Source organism: Streptomyces sp. BK208 (assembly GCF_004364245.1).
In the GTDB taxonomy this organism is placed as follows: Bacteria; Actinomycetota; Actinomycetes; order Streptomycetales; family Streptomycetaceae; genus Streptomyces.
The window spans coordinates 376,840-391,452 of record NZ_SOAV01000007.1 but is presented as its reverse complement, the minus strand read 5'-3'; the positions used below and the strand labels follow the sequence as shown (position 1 = coordinate 391,452).

At 72.4% G+C, this 14,613-nt stretch carries 14 protein-coding genes; 6 read left to right on the top strand and 8 right to left on the bottom strand.

The genetic code is table 11. The features are described 5' to 3' along the window. The first annotated feature begins 61 nt into the window (after positions 1–61). Positions 62–436: an RNA polymerase-binding protein RbpA gene (locus EV562_RS20125; protein ID WP_003977404.1), complete on the top strand. Its 375-nt coding sequence runs from the start codon at positions 62–64 to the stop codon at positions 434–436. A 102-nt stretch (positions 437–538) separates the two neighbouring features. On the opposite strand, the gene fxsA is transcribed toward EV562_RS20125, so the two are convergent. The 4 genes from fxsA to EV562_RS20105 form a co-directional block, all read right to left on the bottom strand. Further along, complete coding sequence (gene fxsA / locus EV562_RS20120) at positions 539–1,114, bottom strand: FxsA family membrane protein (RefSeq protein WP_133888179.1); 576 nt, start codon at positions 1,112–1,114, stop codon at positions 539–541. Positions 1,115–1,161: 47 nt separating this feature from the next. Further along, positions 1,162–2,049, bottom strand: coding sequence for a polyprenol monophosphomannose synthase (locus tag EV562_RS20115; RefSeq protein ID WP_243860098.1), 888 nt, complete (start codon positions 2,047–2,049; stop codon positions 1,162–1,164). A gap of 524 nt (positions 2,050–2,573) precedes the next feature. Further along, positions 2,574–4,178: an amidohydrolase gene (locus EV562_RS20110; protein WP_133888178.1), complete on the bottom strand. Its 1,605-nt coding sequence runs from the start codon at positions 4,176–4,178 to the stop codon at positions 2,574–2,576. A gap of 101 nt (positions 4,179–4,279) precedes the next feature. After that, positions 4,280–4,720 (bottom strand): Lrp/AsnC family transcriptional regulator, encoded by a 441-nt coding sequence (locus EV562_RS20105; RefSeq protein WP_104633953.1) that lies wholly within the window; start codon positions 4,718–4,720, stop codon positions 4,280–4,282. 266 nt (positions 4,721–4,986) lie between these two features. On the opposite strand from EV562_RS20105, the gene EV562_RS20100 reads away from it, so the two are divergent. Together EV562_RS20100 and EV562_RS20095 are read left to right on the top strand one after the other, a co-directional pair. Beyond that, complete coding sequence (locus EV562_RS20100; protein ID WP_133888177.1) at positions 4,987–5,424, top strand: hypothetical protein; 438 nt, start codon at positions 4,987–4,989, stop codon at positions 5,422–5,424. A gap of 251 nt (positions 5,425–5,675) precedes the next feature. Next, entirely contained in the window at positions 5,676–5,993 is a 318-nt protein-coding gene (locus EV562_RS20095; protein ID WP_133888176.1) for a hypothetical protein, read from the top strand. Here EV562_RS20095 and EV562_RS20090 read toward each other — a convergent pair. Beyond that, on the bottom strand, positions 5,956–7,128 hold the full coding sequence (locus EV562_RS20090; RefSeq protein ID WP_133888175.1) for an acyl-CoA dehydrogenase: 1,173 nt from the start codon (positions 7,126–7,128) through the stop codon (positions 5,956–5,958). The two genes, EV562_RS20095 and EV562_RS20090, sit on opposite strands and share 38 nt — an antisense overlap. Positions 7,129–7,495: 367 nt before the next feature. On the opposite strand from EV562_RS20090, the gene EV562_RS20085 reads away from it, so the two are divergent. Beyond that, positions 7,496–8,761, top strand: a complete 1,266-nt coding sequence (locus EV562_RS20085; protein ID WP_133888174.1) for a glycoside hydrolase family 18 protein — start codon at positions 7,496–7,498, stop codon at positions 8,759–8,761. Positions 8,762–8,835: 74 nt separating this feature from the next. Here EV562_RS20085 and EV562_RS20080 read toward each other — a convergent pair whose 3' ends face one another. From EV562_RS20080 to EV562_RS20070, 3 genes are all read right to left on the bottom strand, one after another. Beyond that, a complete protein-coding gene (locus EV562_RS20080) occupies positions 8,836–9,498 on the bottom strand; it encodes a TetR/AcrR family transcriptional regulator (RefSeq protein ID WP_133888173.1) in 663 nt (220 codons plus the stop codon). Positions 9,499–9,703: 205 nt separating this feature from the next. Next, positions 9,704–9,844: an SCO1431 family membrane protein gene (locus tag EV562_RS20075; RefSeq protein ID WP_133888172.1), complete on the bottom strand. Its 141-nt coding sequence runs from the start codon at positions 9,842–9,844 to the stop codon at positions 9,704–9,706. Between the two features lie 110 nt (positions 9,845–9,954). Further along, positions 9,955–11,343, bottom strand: a complete 1,389-nt coding sequence (locus EV562_RS20070; protein WP_166661894.1) for a peptidase C39 family protein — start codon at positions 11,341–11,343, stop codon at positions 9,955–9,957. Between the two features lie 413 nt (positions 11,344–11,756). Between EV562_RS20070 and EV562_RS20065 the strand changes: the two genes are divergently transcribed. Beyond that, positions 11,757–12,326 (top strand): hypothetical protein, encoded by a 570-nt coding sequence (locus EV562_RS20065; protein ID WP_243860096.1) that lies wholly within the window; start codon positions 11,757–11,759, stop codon positions 12,324–12,326. Positions 12,327–12,755: 429 nt separating this feature from the next. Further along, entirely contained in the window at positions 12,756–14,612 is a 1,857-nt protein-coding gene (locus EV562_RS20060; RefSeq protein ID WP_133888237.1) for an AAA family ATPase, read from the top strand. Position 14,613 lies beyond the last annotated feature (1 nt).

Here is a 14,613-nt window from a genome sequence, read left to right as displayed (position 1 = left end):
GACCGGATGACGACGACAGCGACACCTGTCCTGTGGGCGACAAGCCCGGGAGGCACGATTCATGAGTGAGCGAGCTCTTCGCGGCACGCGCCTCGTGGTGACCAGCTACGAGACGGACCGCGGCATCGACCTGGCCCCGCGCCAGGCCGTGGAGTACGCATGTGAGAAGGGGCACCGGTTCGAGATGCCCTTCTCGGTCGAGGCGGAGATCCCGCCGGAGTGGGAGTGCAAGGTCTGCGGGGCCCAGGCACTCCTGGTCGACGGCGACGGCCCTGAGGAGAAGAAGGCCAAGCCCGCGCGTACGCACTGGGACATGCTGATGGAACGCCGCACCCGCGAGGAACTCGAAGAGGTCCTCGAGGAGCGGCTGGCCGTTCTGCGCTCCGGCGCGATGAACATCGCGGTCCATCCGCGAGACAGCCGCAAGAGTGCATAGCGGGAAACCGTAGGCGACACAACCGAACAACCGCGGGTGCCGTACATGAGCTTCATGTACGGCACCCGCGGTTTTGTCGTGTCGTGGCGCCCGCAGCCGCGGTCAGCGCGTCAGCGGAGGACGGGGTTCCTGCGGGGCGTCGTCCGGCTCGTCCCGTACGACCTCGCCCTGGACGACCTTGCCGTCCGGGCGGTGCATCCGGGCCTGGCGGAAGGCGTCGCCCAGGCCGCCCGGGGCGGCGTCGCGGAGCTTGCGCTCCACCGTCCGCTGGGCGTAGCGGCTGACGGCCTTCTGCACCGGGGGCAGCAGCATGAGCAGGCCGAGCGCGTCCGAGATCAGGCCGGGCAGGATCAGGAGCAGCCCGCCCAGCATCATCAGGCCGTTGCCCTCGCTGTTCGGGCGGGCGGTCCCGGGGGGCATGCCCGACTGCTGCTGGTTGATCGTCTCCGTGAGGTTGCGGAACGCCCGGCGGCCCGCCGCCTTCATGACCACGGAGCCCAGGACCACGCCGGCGACCAGGAGCAGGAAGACCACGAAACCGCTGGACGCCCCCGCGACCACGGTCAGCAGCCAGATCTCCAGCACCAGCCACGCGGCGGCGCCCAGCGGCAGGAACGTGCGCAGCCGGGAGCGCGGTGGCCGGGCGGGGGACCTGGGGGTCTGGGCGCCAGTCGTCATGCTTCCAGTGTGCCTGGCCCCGGCTCAGCGCGGCATAAGGGGGACGATCAGGCGTTGCCGCCGGACACCTTCGTCGGATCGGCCGGGTGCGCCGGCTTCGCCGGGTCGTCGCCCGCCGTGTCCTGCCCGCCGGGCGCCGTCCCGGACCGCCGGTCCCGGCCCAGGACCTTGCCGACCCTCTCCCCCACGCCCCACGTGGTGACCCGCCACAGGGCCTCCACCAGGATGTCGCGGCTCATCTTGGAGTCACCGAGCTCGCGCTCGACGAACGTGATCGGCACCTCGACGACGTGGTACCCGGCCTTGATCGCCCGGCGGGCGAGGTCGACCTGGAAGCAGTAACCCTGCGAGGAGACCTCGTCGAGGCCGAGCCCCTCCAGGGTCTCGCGGCGGAAGGCGCGGTAGCCGCCGGTGATGTCGCGCAGCGGCAGGTCGAGCGCGATGCGCGAGTACATGCTGCCGCCGCGCGAGATGAACTCGCGGGACTTCGGCCAGTTCACCACCCTCCCGCCGGGCACCCAGCGGGAGCCGAGCACCAGGTCGGCGCCCTTGAGGGCGGTCAGCAGCCGGGGCAGTTCCTCGGGCTGGTGGGAGCCGTCGGCGTCCATCTCGATCAGCACGCCGTAGTCGTGCTCCAGGCCCCAGCGGAAGCCCGCCAGGTAGGCGGCGCCCAGCCCTTCCTTGCCCTTGCGGTGCATGACCTGGACGTGATCGTCGGCCGCCGCCAGCTCGTCGGCGAGCTTGCCGGTGCCGTCGGGGCTGTTGTCGTCGGCCACGAGCACGTGTGCCTCGGGGACGGCCTCGCGCACGCGCGTGACGATCGCCTTGATGTTCTCCGCCTCGTTGTAGGTCGGGATGATCACCAGGGCCGTACCCAGGGGGCCGAACCGCCTCTCACGCCCCGCAGCCGCGGGCGTCCCGTCGCCGTCGTTCACCACTGCCCCTTCGTGTCCGTACACAGAGGACCACCATAATCGCCGCGGCCTGCGCCGACGTGTCAGGACGGCCGTACGGTGGTGTCGTTTTCCCAGGAGCGGGGTAGGGATGGCCGTTTCGGGCCGTTGTGCGACGGATGGGGGCCCGGCGCCCTTCGGGCCGGCCCGGGACCCGCCGGCTGCGGGTCGACCTGAGCCGTTGTCTACTGAGCGCCCGGGCCCCACCCGGGTCACACCTCCCGACCGGCCGGAACGTTCCCTCGCCGCGGTGCGGGCGCTGAGCCTGGCTCCCAGTGGCGGTGCCCCGGTGCGGCACACCGTCCCTGACTCAGCGGCGCCACGACGCGCATGCGGAAAGTTCCCCGGTCGGGCGTCCGGTGGTGGACCCGGCCGAACCTACCGGCCCCCCGCCGTCGCCTGTCAACAGTCGTTCGACCTGCGCCTTTGCCCTCAATGCGCAGGTCAGCGCGGAGGAGTCGCAGGTCGCGACCGCGCGAAGATCATCGCCCCGTCGGCGGCGGAGATCACTCGCCCGGCCGTACGAAGACGGTCCGGCCGCCCACCACGGTCCGCAGACAGACGGGCAGCTCTCGGCCGGGGGTGAGGTCGGGCAGGCCGGGGGTGCCGGAGCGCGGGTCGGTCGACCAGCGCGCCACCCGGTCGTCCGGCGCCTGGACCACGAGCTCGCCGGTGCGCCACACGGCGTAGTCCGCGGGCACCCCCGGCACCAGGACGCCCGCGTCGTCGCGGCCGATCGCCCGCCAGCCGCCGCGCGTGTGGGCCGTGAACGCGGCCCGGACGGAGACGCGGTGCTCCGGCGTGCGGTGGAAGGCGGCGGCCCGGACGGTGCCCCACGGGTCGAGGGGCGTGACCGGGCTGTCGGAGCCGAAGGCGAGCGGGACGCCCGCGCGCAGCAGGGCGGCGTAGGGGTTGAGAGTGCGGGCCCGCTCGGCGCCCAGACGCCGGGCGTACATGCCGTCCTCGCCGCCCCAGAGCGCGTCGAAGGCTGGCTGGACGGAAGCGGTCAGCCCCAGCTCGGCGAAGGAGGCGACGGTCTCGGGGGTGAGCATCTCGGCGTGCTCGATCCGGTGGCGGGCGGCGCGGACGCGAGCGAGCCCGATCTTGTCGGCGGCGGCGCGCACCCCCTGCACCACGGCGGTGACGGCGGCGTCGCCGATGGCGTGGAAGCCCGCCTGGAGGCCCGCCTCGGTGCAGGCGACGACGTGGGCCGCGACGGCGGCGTCGTCCAGGTGCGCGGTTCCGGTGTGCCCGGCGTCGGCGTAGGGCTGGTGCAGGCAGGCGGTGTGCGAGCCGAGCGAGCCGTCGACGAAGAGGTCACCGGCGGCTCCGACGGCGCCCAGCTCCCGCGCCTTGTCGACGTCCTGTTCGGCCCAGTAGCCGATCACCCTCGGCCCCGGCTCCTCGGCCGACAGGCGCAGCAGGCCGGTGAGGTCGTCCTCGGAGGAGATCTCCGGGCCTGCGCATTCGTGAACGGTTCCGATGCCGAGGGAGGCGGCGTGCGCGAGGGCGGCGCGCTGGGCCCCGGCGCGCTGTGCGGGGGTGACCGCTCCGAGGGCGGCGGCGCGTACCGCGTGGTGGGCGTCGCCGGTGAGCGGCCCGTCGCCGCGGACCTGGACACCGGGCGCCAGGTCGAGCAGGGCGGTGGTGACGACGGCCGAGTGGACGTCGATCCGGCTGAGGTAGAGGGGTCGGCCGCCGGTCGCGGCGTCCAGTTCGGCGCGCGTCGGAGGCTGTCCGTCGGGCCAGCGGGCGGCGTCCCAGCCATGGCCGAGGAGGACCCGGTCGTCCGGCCGGGCGGCGGCGAAGTCCCGCACCAGGGTGAGCGCCGCCGCGCGGTCGGGGGCGCCGGACAGGTCGAGGCCGGTGAGGGCGAGACCCGTGGCGGTGGTGTGCACGTGTGCGTCGGTGAACGCCGGTGTGACGAGGGCGCCGTCCAGGTCGACCACCTCGTCGACCCCGTCCGCGAAGGCGTCCGCGGCGCCCTCCGAGCCGACCCAGGCGACCTGGCCGCGCTCGACGACCATGGCCGTCGCGAAGGGGTCGGCGGGACTGTGGACCTCGCCGCGGCGCAGCAGGACGGTCGAGGACGGGGTGGTGGACTCACTCATGGACCCCAGTCTCGCCCCTCGCGGGGTCCGCCCCGCAGCCGGGGCGGCCGCACGGCAAGCCGTGCCCGGCGCTCCACCGGCCGCCGCCTCGCGGGCGCCGGTCAGATCCGCGGCGGCCGGGACTCGTAGGGGGTGGAGAGGACCACGGTGGTCCGGGTCGACACGCCCGCGAGCGAACGGACCCGCGCGAGCAGTTCCTCCAGCTCGTGCGGGGTGGCCACCCGGACCTTGAGGATGTAGTTCTCGTCGCCCGCGACACTGTGGCAGGCCTCGATCTCGGGGACTCCGGCGAGGCGGTCCGCGATGTCGTCGGGGGCGCTGGGGTCGAACGGTTTCACCGAGATGAAGGCGGTCATCGGCAGCCCGACGGCCTCCGGGTCGACGACCGCGGCGTAGCCGCGCACGACGCCGCGCTGTTCCAGCCGTCGCACCCGCTGGTGCACGGCCGACGTGGACAGGCCCGTGGCCTTGCCCAGGTCGGTGTAGCTCATCCGCCCGTCCTTGACGAGCAGCTGCACGATCTGTCGGTCCAGCTCCTCCATGGCGCAAGAACCTACAGTGCGCTTGATCTCCTCGGATACCTGAGCAGTCCGGGTCATGCCCTGTTCGTGATGTGACGGGAGGTCGGGCGGTGGCGGAGCGGGGACAAATCCGCCGCACGGGGCATCTGCGACAGGCATGTGACGAAGACCACACTGGTTGAACGTTCTCCGTAATGTTCCCGTGATTACCCCGGAGGGGGGACGGGAAGTGCTTGCTGTGGTCGAGGCCGCAGTGCCGTCACGGCCCAGCCCTAGGGGGAGATCCCATGCAGAGTCTTAAGAGCCCTGGTCGTACCGCGTCCAAGCGGCAGCAGCCCGTCGTCGAGCCCGTATCGGAGGGCGTCGAACCCGACGCCTTCGACGACGAGGAGCTCGACGCCTACGACACCTTCGAGATGTACCGGGTCATCTGCCCGGACTGCGCGCAGCCCATCGCGCTTCTCGCGGACGAGGAGAAGCTGCCGGAGCACGCGCTGTGCGCTTCGCCGTGGAACCCGTTCGGGCTCACGGTCTGCGCCGGCACCGGCCGCAGGGCCACCGAGGCGCGGCCGGCGGACGAGTCGTCCCGGCCCCACGAGCAGGACACCGCGCTGCTGTTGACGCTCCCGCGGGGCCTCGACTGGCGGACCCAGCCCTTCTCCCACGTCGGCGGTCCGGGCTCGCGCCCGATGCGGGTGCCGACGATGCGGCGCGAAGCGGCCTGAGGCCCCCGGGCGGCCCGTTACGAGGCTCGCCCACCCCTCGCGTGATCCCACCGGCGCCACGGCTCGCAGAACGCCGTGGCGCGGGTCGGTGTGCGCCGACGCAGGACGGGGGCCGTACGGGTGACGCCGGGAGCATGCCGACGGGGCGTCAGGCCTCGGTCGGCTCCCGGCACTTGGCCGGGGACGCCTGTGAACGCACGCTCGATTGCGCCCACCGGTGACCTGTCCGCGCTTCGCCGCGTTGCCCGGGTATGACCCCCACGTACTCGGCGACCGGGAGTCGCCGCCGCGTGTTCGTACCGGTGCCCGCGGGGCCGGTTCCTCCGGCCCCGCAGATCCCGGACCCGCCGATCTACCGTGAGCTGATGCGGACCTGGGCCGACGGCGGGCGCACCCTGCCGGGGCGCCACGACCCGGAGTGGGTCAGGCTCGCGGAACCCCCGCGCGGACTGGGCGACTTCTTCGCCACGGGTGACGCGTTCACCACCGGCGACTTCCGGGTCACCGCCGATTTCCGGGTCACCGCGGACGTCACCGCTCCTCGGGACCCGCGAGGTGACGGGCGATGACCATCCGCTGAATCTGGTTGGTGCCTTCGACGATCTGCAGCACCTTCGCCTCGCGCATGTACCGCTCGGCCGGGAAGTCGGCGGTGTAGCCGTACCCGCCGAGCACCTGCACGGCGTCGGTGGTGACCCGCATCGCCGTGTCGGTGCAGTGCAGCTTGGCCATGGCGGCCTGCTTGGCGAACGGCAGGCCCGCGTCGCGCAGCCGGGCCGCCGCCAGGTAGAGCGCCCGGCCGGCCTCGATCTGCGTCGCCATGTCGGCGAGCATGAAGCGCAGCCCCTGGAAGTCGGCGATCGGCCTGCCGAACTGGCGCCGCTCGACCGCGTAGGAGACCGCTTCGTCCAGCGCAGCCTGGGCCACGCCGATGGCGCAGGCGGCGATGCCGAGCCGGCCGGAGTCGAGTGCGGACAGGGCGATCGCGAAGCCCTGCCCCTCGTCGCCGATCCGCCGGGCGTCGGGCACCCGCACGCCGTCGAGGTGGACCTGGGCGGTGGGCGAGCCCTTGAGCCCCATCTTCTTCTCCGGCGCCGCGGCGCTCAGCCCCTCGGCGTCACCGGGCACCAGGAACGCGGTGATGCCGCGGGGGCCGTCCGGGCCCGTGCGCGCCATGACGGTGCAGAAGTCGGCGATGCCGCCGTGCGTGATCCATGCCTTGGTGCCGGTGATGACCCAGTCGTCGCCGTCGCGCACGGCCTTGGTGCGCAGCGAGGCGGCGTCGGAGCCGGAGGCGGGTTCGGAGAGGCAGTAGGCGCCCAGCAGGCCGCCGCCGAGCATCGCGGGCAGGTGCTCGGCCTGCTGCTCCTTGGTGCCGTAGGCGGCCAGGGCGTAGGAGGCGAGCGAGTGGACGCTGACGCCTAGGCCGACGGTGAGCCGGGCCGCGGCCAGCTCCTCCAGGACCTGAAGGTAGACCTCGTACGGCTGCTCGCCGCCGCCGAACTCGGCGTCGTACGGCAGGCCGAGCAGGCCGGAGTCGGACAGGAGGGTGAAGACCTCGCGCGGGAAGCGTCCGGCGTCCTCCTCCTCGGCCGCGCTCGGGACGATCTCACGCTGCGCGATGTCGCGGACGAGCGAGATCAGGTCCCGTGCCTCGTCCGTGGGCAGTTGCCGGTCCACCGGCTGCGGGGCGCGGTCGGGCATGGCGACGCTCTCCTCCCTGTCGGGCACATCGGCGGGCGTGCGCCTTGGGTGGAGGCGGCTCCGCCGGGTCGTTCGGCCTGGCCGATGCTCGCACTCCCGGGTCGCGGAAGCTGCTGACCAGCGGCTGTGCGCTGTGAGTATGCCCGATCGGAGGCACGGAGTCACCAGTTAACGACCGCTTACTCCAAGAATTCGGAGAATGGCCGACGCCGGCCCCGCGGAGTCGCGATTCGGACCCCGGACGGGGTGAGATGGTCCGAACCATTGACCACACTGGTCTAGTCCTCCTACGGTGACGATCCGAACGCGTTACCGCGTTCATGCCAATCGGCGCGCGTTCCCTCTTCCCCCCACGAGGAGACACCCGATGCACGTCCCGCACCTCCCCCGCGTCCGCCCCGTCCGGACGCTGCTCTCCGCCCTGTGCACCGTCGCCCTCGGCGCCGGCCTGCTGGCCGGCGCCGGTCCCGCGACGGCCACCGCCGCGGCCCCCGCCGATCGGGCCACGACTCCCGCCGCGCAGGCCGCGGCCGGCTCGAAGGTCGTCGGCTACTTCACCGAATGGGGCGTCTACGACCGCAACTACCACGTCAAGAACATCGAGTCGTCGGGCTCGGCCGACGAACTCACCCACATCAACTACTCGTTCGGCAACGTCACCGGCGGCAAGTGCGCCATGGGCGACGCCTACGCGGCGACCGACCGGGCCTACACCGCGGCCGACTCCGTGGACGGCACGGCCGACACCTGGGACCAGCCGCTGCGCGGCAACTTCAACCAGCTGCTGAAGCTGAAGAAGAAGCACCCTGGCCTGAAGATCCTCTGGTCGTTCGGCGGGTGGACCTGGTCCGGCGGCTTCGCGCAGGCCGCGCAGAACCCGGAGGCGTTCGCGCAGTCCTGCTACGACCTGGTCGAGAACTCCAAGTGGGCCGACGTCTTCGACGGCATCGACATCGACTGGGAGTACCCCAACGCCTGCGGCCTGAGCTGCGACACCAGCGGGCGCGACGCCTTCCCGAGGCTGATGGGCGCCCTGCGCGCCAAGTTCGGCCAGGACTACCTGGTCACCGCGGCCATCACGGCCGACGCCACGTCCGGCGGCAAGATCGACGCGGCGGACTACGCGGGCGCCGCCCAGTACGTCGACTGGTACAACCCGATGACGTACGACTTCTTCGGCGCCTGGGACGCCACCGGCCCCACCGCCCCGCACTCGCCGCTGACCTCGTACTCCGGCATCCCGAAGGAGGGCTTCGACACCTCGGCGACGATCGCGAAGCTCAAGGGGCTCGGCATCCCGCCCTCGAAGCTCCTGCTCGGCATCGGGTTCTACGGCCGCGGCTGGACCGGCGTCACCCAGTCGGAACCGGGCGGGACCGCGACCGGCCCGGCGAAGGGCACGTACGAGAACGGCATCGAGGACTACAAGGTGCTGAGGACCAGCTGCCCGGCGACCGGCACGGTGGGCGGGACCGCGTACGCCAAGTGCGGTGACGACTGGTGGAGTTACGACACCCCGCAGACCATCGCCACGAAGATGTCGTACAAGAACGAGCAGGGTCTGGGCGGCACCTTCTTCTGGGAGCTGAGCGGCGACACCGCGAACGGTGAGCTGATCAAGGCGATCGACTGAGCCACCCGGCCCGAACGGGGGGCGAAGGGGCGGAGACCGGCTCGGTCTCCGCCCCTTCGCCACGGCGGGCTCCGTCAGGTGTCGTCCCGGCGGGCGGGGACCGGGGCCGGGCAGGCGGGGTCCAGTTCCTCGATGGCGCGCAGCGTGCCGCCGAGCGACTTCACCAGCAGCTCGCGCATGGTCTCGCGCGGCAGTTCTGGGCGGCCGATCCAGTCGAGCGTGGCGCCCTCGACGCCGCAGACCCAGGCGAGCAGGCCCATGCGGGCCAGCGGGCCGACGTCGGAGCGCCCGTAGGCCCCTTCGGCGATGGTGTGGACGATCGCCTCGCGCACCCCGTCGCGGATGGCCTGCACCTCGGTGTCGAAGCCGACGCCGCCGCTGACGATGGTGCGGTAGGCCGCCTGGTTCTGCTCGGCGTAGCGCAGATAGCCGTCGATGGTGCGCTGGACGCGGTCCACCTGCGGCAGTTCGGTGCCGCGCGCCGCGGTGGTGACCAGTCCGGTGACGGAGTCCTGGATGATCGCCAGGTAGTAGCCCCGTTTGGACTCGAAGTAGTAATAGATCAGCCCCTTGGCGACATGCGCCTGGCGGGCGATGTCGTCCATCGAGAGCGCGTCGTAGGACGTGTCGGCGAACAACCTCCGCCCGATGGCGATGAGTTCGGCGCGGCGTGCCAGCGAGCGCTCGGTGCCGCGCGCCCGGGGGCGGACCTCGGCACCTTGTTGACTGATATTCAAATTCGACCCTGGTCTCCTGCGGGCGGCGGGACACCCGCAGTATGGCAGGTCGCACCGTGGGGTAGGTCACACGCGGATCACGCCGGACGAGGCCCGCGGATCAGGCCAGAGAAGGATCGTGGATCACACCGGACCCGTGGATCACACCGGACCCGCGGATCACGCCGGACCCGTGGATCACGCCGGAGAAGACCCGCGGGTCACGTCACAGAAGGCCCAGCTGGACCACGAGCATCGCGACCACCACGACGAGGGTCCAGCCCATGACGTGCTCGAGGATCTGCGGACCCTCGTCCTTGGGGCCACCGGTGCGGACGCGGGCGGCGGTTGCGGTGTGTGCGGTCATGGCTTCTCGCTGATCTCGGGGTCGGCTGGGCGGAATCCCCCCGCTCACGGTGTCCACCTTGCCACCGGGAGCGGCTTTTGCGGCCGAGAGCTTGGTCACAGCGGCTCAGGTCAGCGCACCCCCAACGCCGCGAGGGCCTTGCGCTGCCGGGCACTGGGACGGGCCGGGAAGTACAGGTAGCAGACGCCGCCGGTACCGGAGACGACCTTGCCACTGGCGTTGTACCGCTTCGTCCGGAGCCAGATGTTCTCCCACTCGCGCCGCTTGTAGACCCGGCGCACGGCCTCGTCGTCGTCCGAGGCCGGGTCGTTGGCGATCACGTCACCGTCGGCGGTGAAGCCGATCACGGTCATCAGGTGGCCCGAGGTGCCGTAGCCCGACCCGGTCAGCTCCTCCTCCAGGAAGGACTGGGACGTTATGGCGGGGATACCGGCCGCGATCAGCGTCTCCAGGTCGGTGAGGGAGCCGAGGCGGGTGACCACGCCCTGGATGCCCTCGAAGGTGGCGGCGTAGGCGGCGTTGAAGGGCCAGTTGCCGCAGCCCGCGTACTGGTGGTCGTACGTGTACCGGGCGGCGTGGCAGACCTGCGGGTCGGCGTAGGAGGGATCGACCCAGGCGAGCTGCTCGGCGGTGAGGCGCCCGCCCCAGTACTCGACGATCATCTGCGAGGAGGTGGGGCTGCACCATGCCTCGCCGCCGTTGTCGTACTCGGGGTACTGGCCCTTGTGGATCTCCTGCGAGTAGCGCGGGACGCGCAGTTCCCCGGCGTGGCGGGGGATGGAGGCCGGCACGGTGAAGCGGTCGGGGATGTCGGAGCCCATCGCGCCGAGCCGCCAGACGGTGGGCGTGGTGCGCGCGCCGGGGCGACGGTGCAGGGTGAGCCGGAGCCGGTAGGAGGTCAGACGCAGACCGGTGGAGGCGTCGTCGATCGAGAAGGTGTCGGTCCAGATGCTGCTCCGGCCGTCGCTCTGGTCGTCGACCGAGGTGCGCCTGATGTCCTGGTCGCCGTCGCCGGCCGTCCAGCGGCCCATCACGTACCAGGGCGTGTCCGTGCCGTCGGAGTAGCCGCCCTTCAGCTCGACCTCGATCCAGGTGCCGGTCGGGGTGTGCGCGTTCCAGGAGGCGATCACCTCCGTGGCGGGTACGGCGAGCCGGTGGACGGGTGAGGTCCAGGTCGCGTACTCCCAGGCGGCGGTGGTGCCGGTGTGCGGGTCGGTGTAGTCGGCGGTGCCCGCCGGGGTGCCGATCGCCACACCGGGGCGGGCGCCCGCGACGAGGCGGGTCCCCCGCGCGGTCCCGTGCCGCCAGTCCTGGAGCGTGGTCCAGGCGTGGTAGTCGACCGGTCGGCGGGCGGCGGCCCGGTCGGGGTCCGCGGTGCCGTCGCCGGTGCCCCCAATGGGCGCGGCGTGGGCGACGGCCGGGACGGCGCCGCCCGCCACGGCGGCGGCGACGGCTGCGGCGAGGAGGGCTCTGCGGGACGGCTGTTCGACTCTGCTCATGAGCGGGAGACCCCCAGGTGTCCGGGTCGGGCGGGTCCGTCGTTGCACGGTCGTGCGCCAACTATGGCCGTCGGTGCCCGCTCCTGCCAGCACTTCCACGCACGCCACGCGACCAATATTGGTGTCGACCAGTGGTGGGGCGGGCAGCGGGCCCGGACGGCGGAACCGGGACCGGGGCGGGAGACGAGGCCGGGCGGGAGCCGGGGCCGGGCAGAGGCCGGGCAGGGCAGAGGCCGGGCAGGGCAGAGGCCGGGCCGGGCAGAGGCCGGGCCGGGCAGGGGCCGGTATCGGAGGGTGCGCAGGTGGTGGCGGTTAGAGTGCGGGGAACGCATCCGTCCCTCTCCCGCCCCACAGGATCCGCCATCCTCGACCTAGCAGCCCGGCTCCGCCGGCTTCCCCCCTCCTGCGGACCCGTGCGCCTGATCGGCGTCGACGGCCACGCCGGGTCCGGGAAGTCCACGTTCGCCGGGCGGCTCGCGGCCCGCCTGGACGGGGCACCGGTGCTGCACCTCGACGACATCGCCAGCCACGACGAGCTGTTCGGCTGGACCGGTCGACTGCTCGGCCAGGTGATCGAGCCCCTGCGTCGCGGTGAGACCGCTCTCTACACCCCCTACGACTGGCAGACCCGGCGTTTCGGCGCGCCGCGCCCCCTGCCGCCCGCCCCGGTGATCCTGGTGGAGGGCGTCGGCGCGGGCCGCGAGGCCCTGCGGCCCCACCTGGCCGGGCTGCTGTGGATGGAGTTGCCGCCGGAAGAGGCGTGGGCGCGCGGACGGGCGCGCGACGGTGCACGGCAGCGGACGTTCTGGGACGGGTGGATCCCGGCCGAGCGCCGGCACTTCGCCGAGGACCCCTCGCGCCCCTTCGCGCACCTTCTGGTGCGACAGCGCGAACTGGGGTACGAGGTGCTGCCGGGACCCGCGGGAACGGCCACCGGGGCCCATTTTCTCACCCAGAGTGACGGACCCTCCGCAATGTGCTGAACTCGTGAAGATCACGTCCGGGCGACCCGCCGACGTGCCCCAACTTCGCTTGACCCAGGGGCCGTACAGGTCTTACGTTCTGGATGTGCGGCAGTTCGAGGCCGCCCGCAGACGCGAAGCCCCCGGTTGTTCCCCCGTGACCGGGGGCTTCGTTCTGCCCTGAGCCCCTTTTCCGGCTGCTCCCCGACGCCGGATGCTCACCCTCGGTCACCATGCGATCGGCCGTCCCACCCGCTCCCACCTCGCGGAACGACCCCTCCCGCACCCTTCGGAGGAAAGACCGCCGCGGGTACGATGCCCTCGGTGCGACCTGTGGGAGATTGCCGCGCGCACCTGCAACTCCGGTCCGCGGTGGAGCCGTTGACCGAGGCGGCCGACGGGCGACGGCTCGGCGGCTTACCGACGGGGGCACGGTAGGTGGGGGACGTGATGGACTTCGGCGCGCAGGGCCCACAGGCCCCGGCCGAACTCGCCTGGCTGCGCGGGGTGGACGCCTACACGATGGGGGCCTACCCGCAGGCGGAGGAGGAGTTCCGGACGGCGGTGCGGATCGATCCCACGATGGCCGACGGCTGGCTGGGACTGCACGCCCTGCGCGTCGACACCACGAACGCGCTCCTGCGAATGTTCCGCAACCGCGACCGCTTCGGCGAGCAGCGAGGGCGTCATCGCCGCACGCTCAACTCCTGGTACTGGCTGGGCTGGTGGGTGCAGCCGGTGCTGGAGAACCCGCGTGACCTGCTGCTGGCGCACGCCTCGCACTGGCTGGACGGCCGGCACGTCCCGGAGCTGGACCGGGCCCTGGCCGGGCTGCCGCCGGTGGACTCCGACGCCCAGGTCCGCTTCCTGCACGCCTGCCGCGCCTACCTCGTCAAGGACTGGGAGCAGCTCGTCCGGCACACCGACCCACTGCTCGGCGACCCCTTACTGGGCATCGAGGCGGGCCTGTTCAGCGGTATGGCCCGGGTCCGCCTGGAGATGTACGGGCAGGCCGAGCCGCTGCTCTCGGCGGCCCTGATGCGGTGCCGCAGCGAGCAGCCCCAGCGCAAGGAGCTGCGCTACTGGCTGGCGCGGGCCCACGAAGGCACCGGACGCAGCGCCGCCGCGCTCCCGCTGTACCGGGCGGTGCACCGCGTCGACCCCGCCTTCATGGACACCTCGGCCCGGCTGGCGGCGATCGCCGAGGGCGACGACTACGACGATCCGGCCGATCTGGCGGCGCTCGCGCAGGCGGGCGCGGGGGTGGACGCCCTGGACGGACTCGACCCCCTGTTCGGCCCCGAGGAGCGCGGCGTCAAGCTCTCGATGCCCGATCCCCCGCTGTCGGCCCCGCTGCCTCCGCTCGGCGGACCGTCGGTGCGCGAGAAGGCGGGCGGACCCGATCCGTCCCTGCCCGCCGGGCCCACCGATCCCGCACTGTTGGAGGAGGCGCTCTCCGAGCTGGAGCGGATGGTGGGCCTCGAACCGGTGAAGCGGCAGGTCAAGGCGCTGTCCGCGCAGCTGAACATGGCGCGGCTGCGGGCCGGCCAGGGTCTGCCCGTGCAGCCGCCCAAACGTCACTTCGTCTTCTCCGGCCCCTCCGGCACCGGCAAGACCACCGTGGCCCGCATCCTGGGCCGCGTCTTCTACGCGCTCGGGCTCCTCGGCGGCGACCACCTGGTGGAGGCGCAGCGGGCCGACCTGGTCGGCGAGTACCTGGGCCAGACCGCCGTGAAGGCGAACGAGCTGATCGACTCGGCGCTCGGTGGTGTCCTCTTCGTCGACGAGGCGTACTCGCTGTCCAACTCGGGATACGGCAAGGGCGACGCGTACGGCGACGAGGCGCTGCAGGTACTGCTGAAGCGGGCCGAGGACAACCGGGACCACCTGGTGGTGATCCTGGCCGGTTATCCGGAGGGCATGGACCGGCTGCTGGGTGCGAACCCCGGCCTGTCCTCGCGCTTCACCACGCGGGTGGACTTTCCCTCGTACCGGCCGTTGGAGCTGACCTCGATCGGGGAGGTGCTCGCGGCGGAGAACGGGGACGTGTGGGACGAGGAGGCGCTGGACGAGCTGAGGTCGATCGCCGGGCACGTGGTGGACCAGGGGTGGATCGACGAACTGGGGAACGGGCGGTTCCTGCGGACGCTGTACGAGAAGAGCTGCGCGTACCGGGATCTGCGGTTGTCGGTGTATCCGGGGGTGCTGAGCAGGGACGATCTGGCGACGTTGCGGTTGCCGGATCTGATGCAGGCGTACGGGGAGGTGCTGTCGGGGCGGGGACCGGGGGGACCCTCGGCCGTGTAGG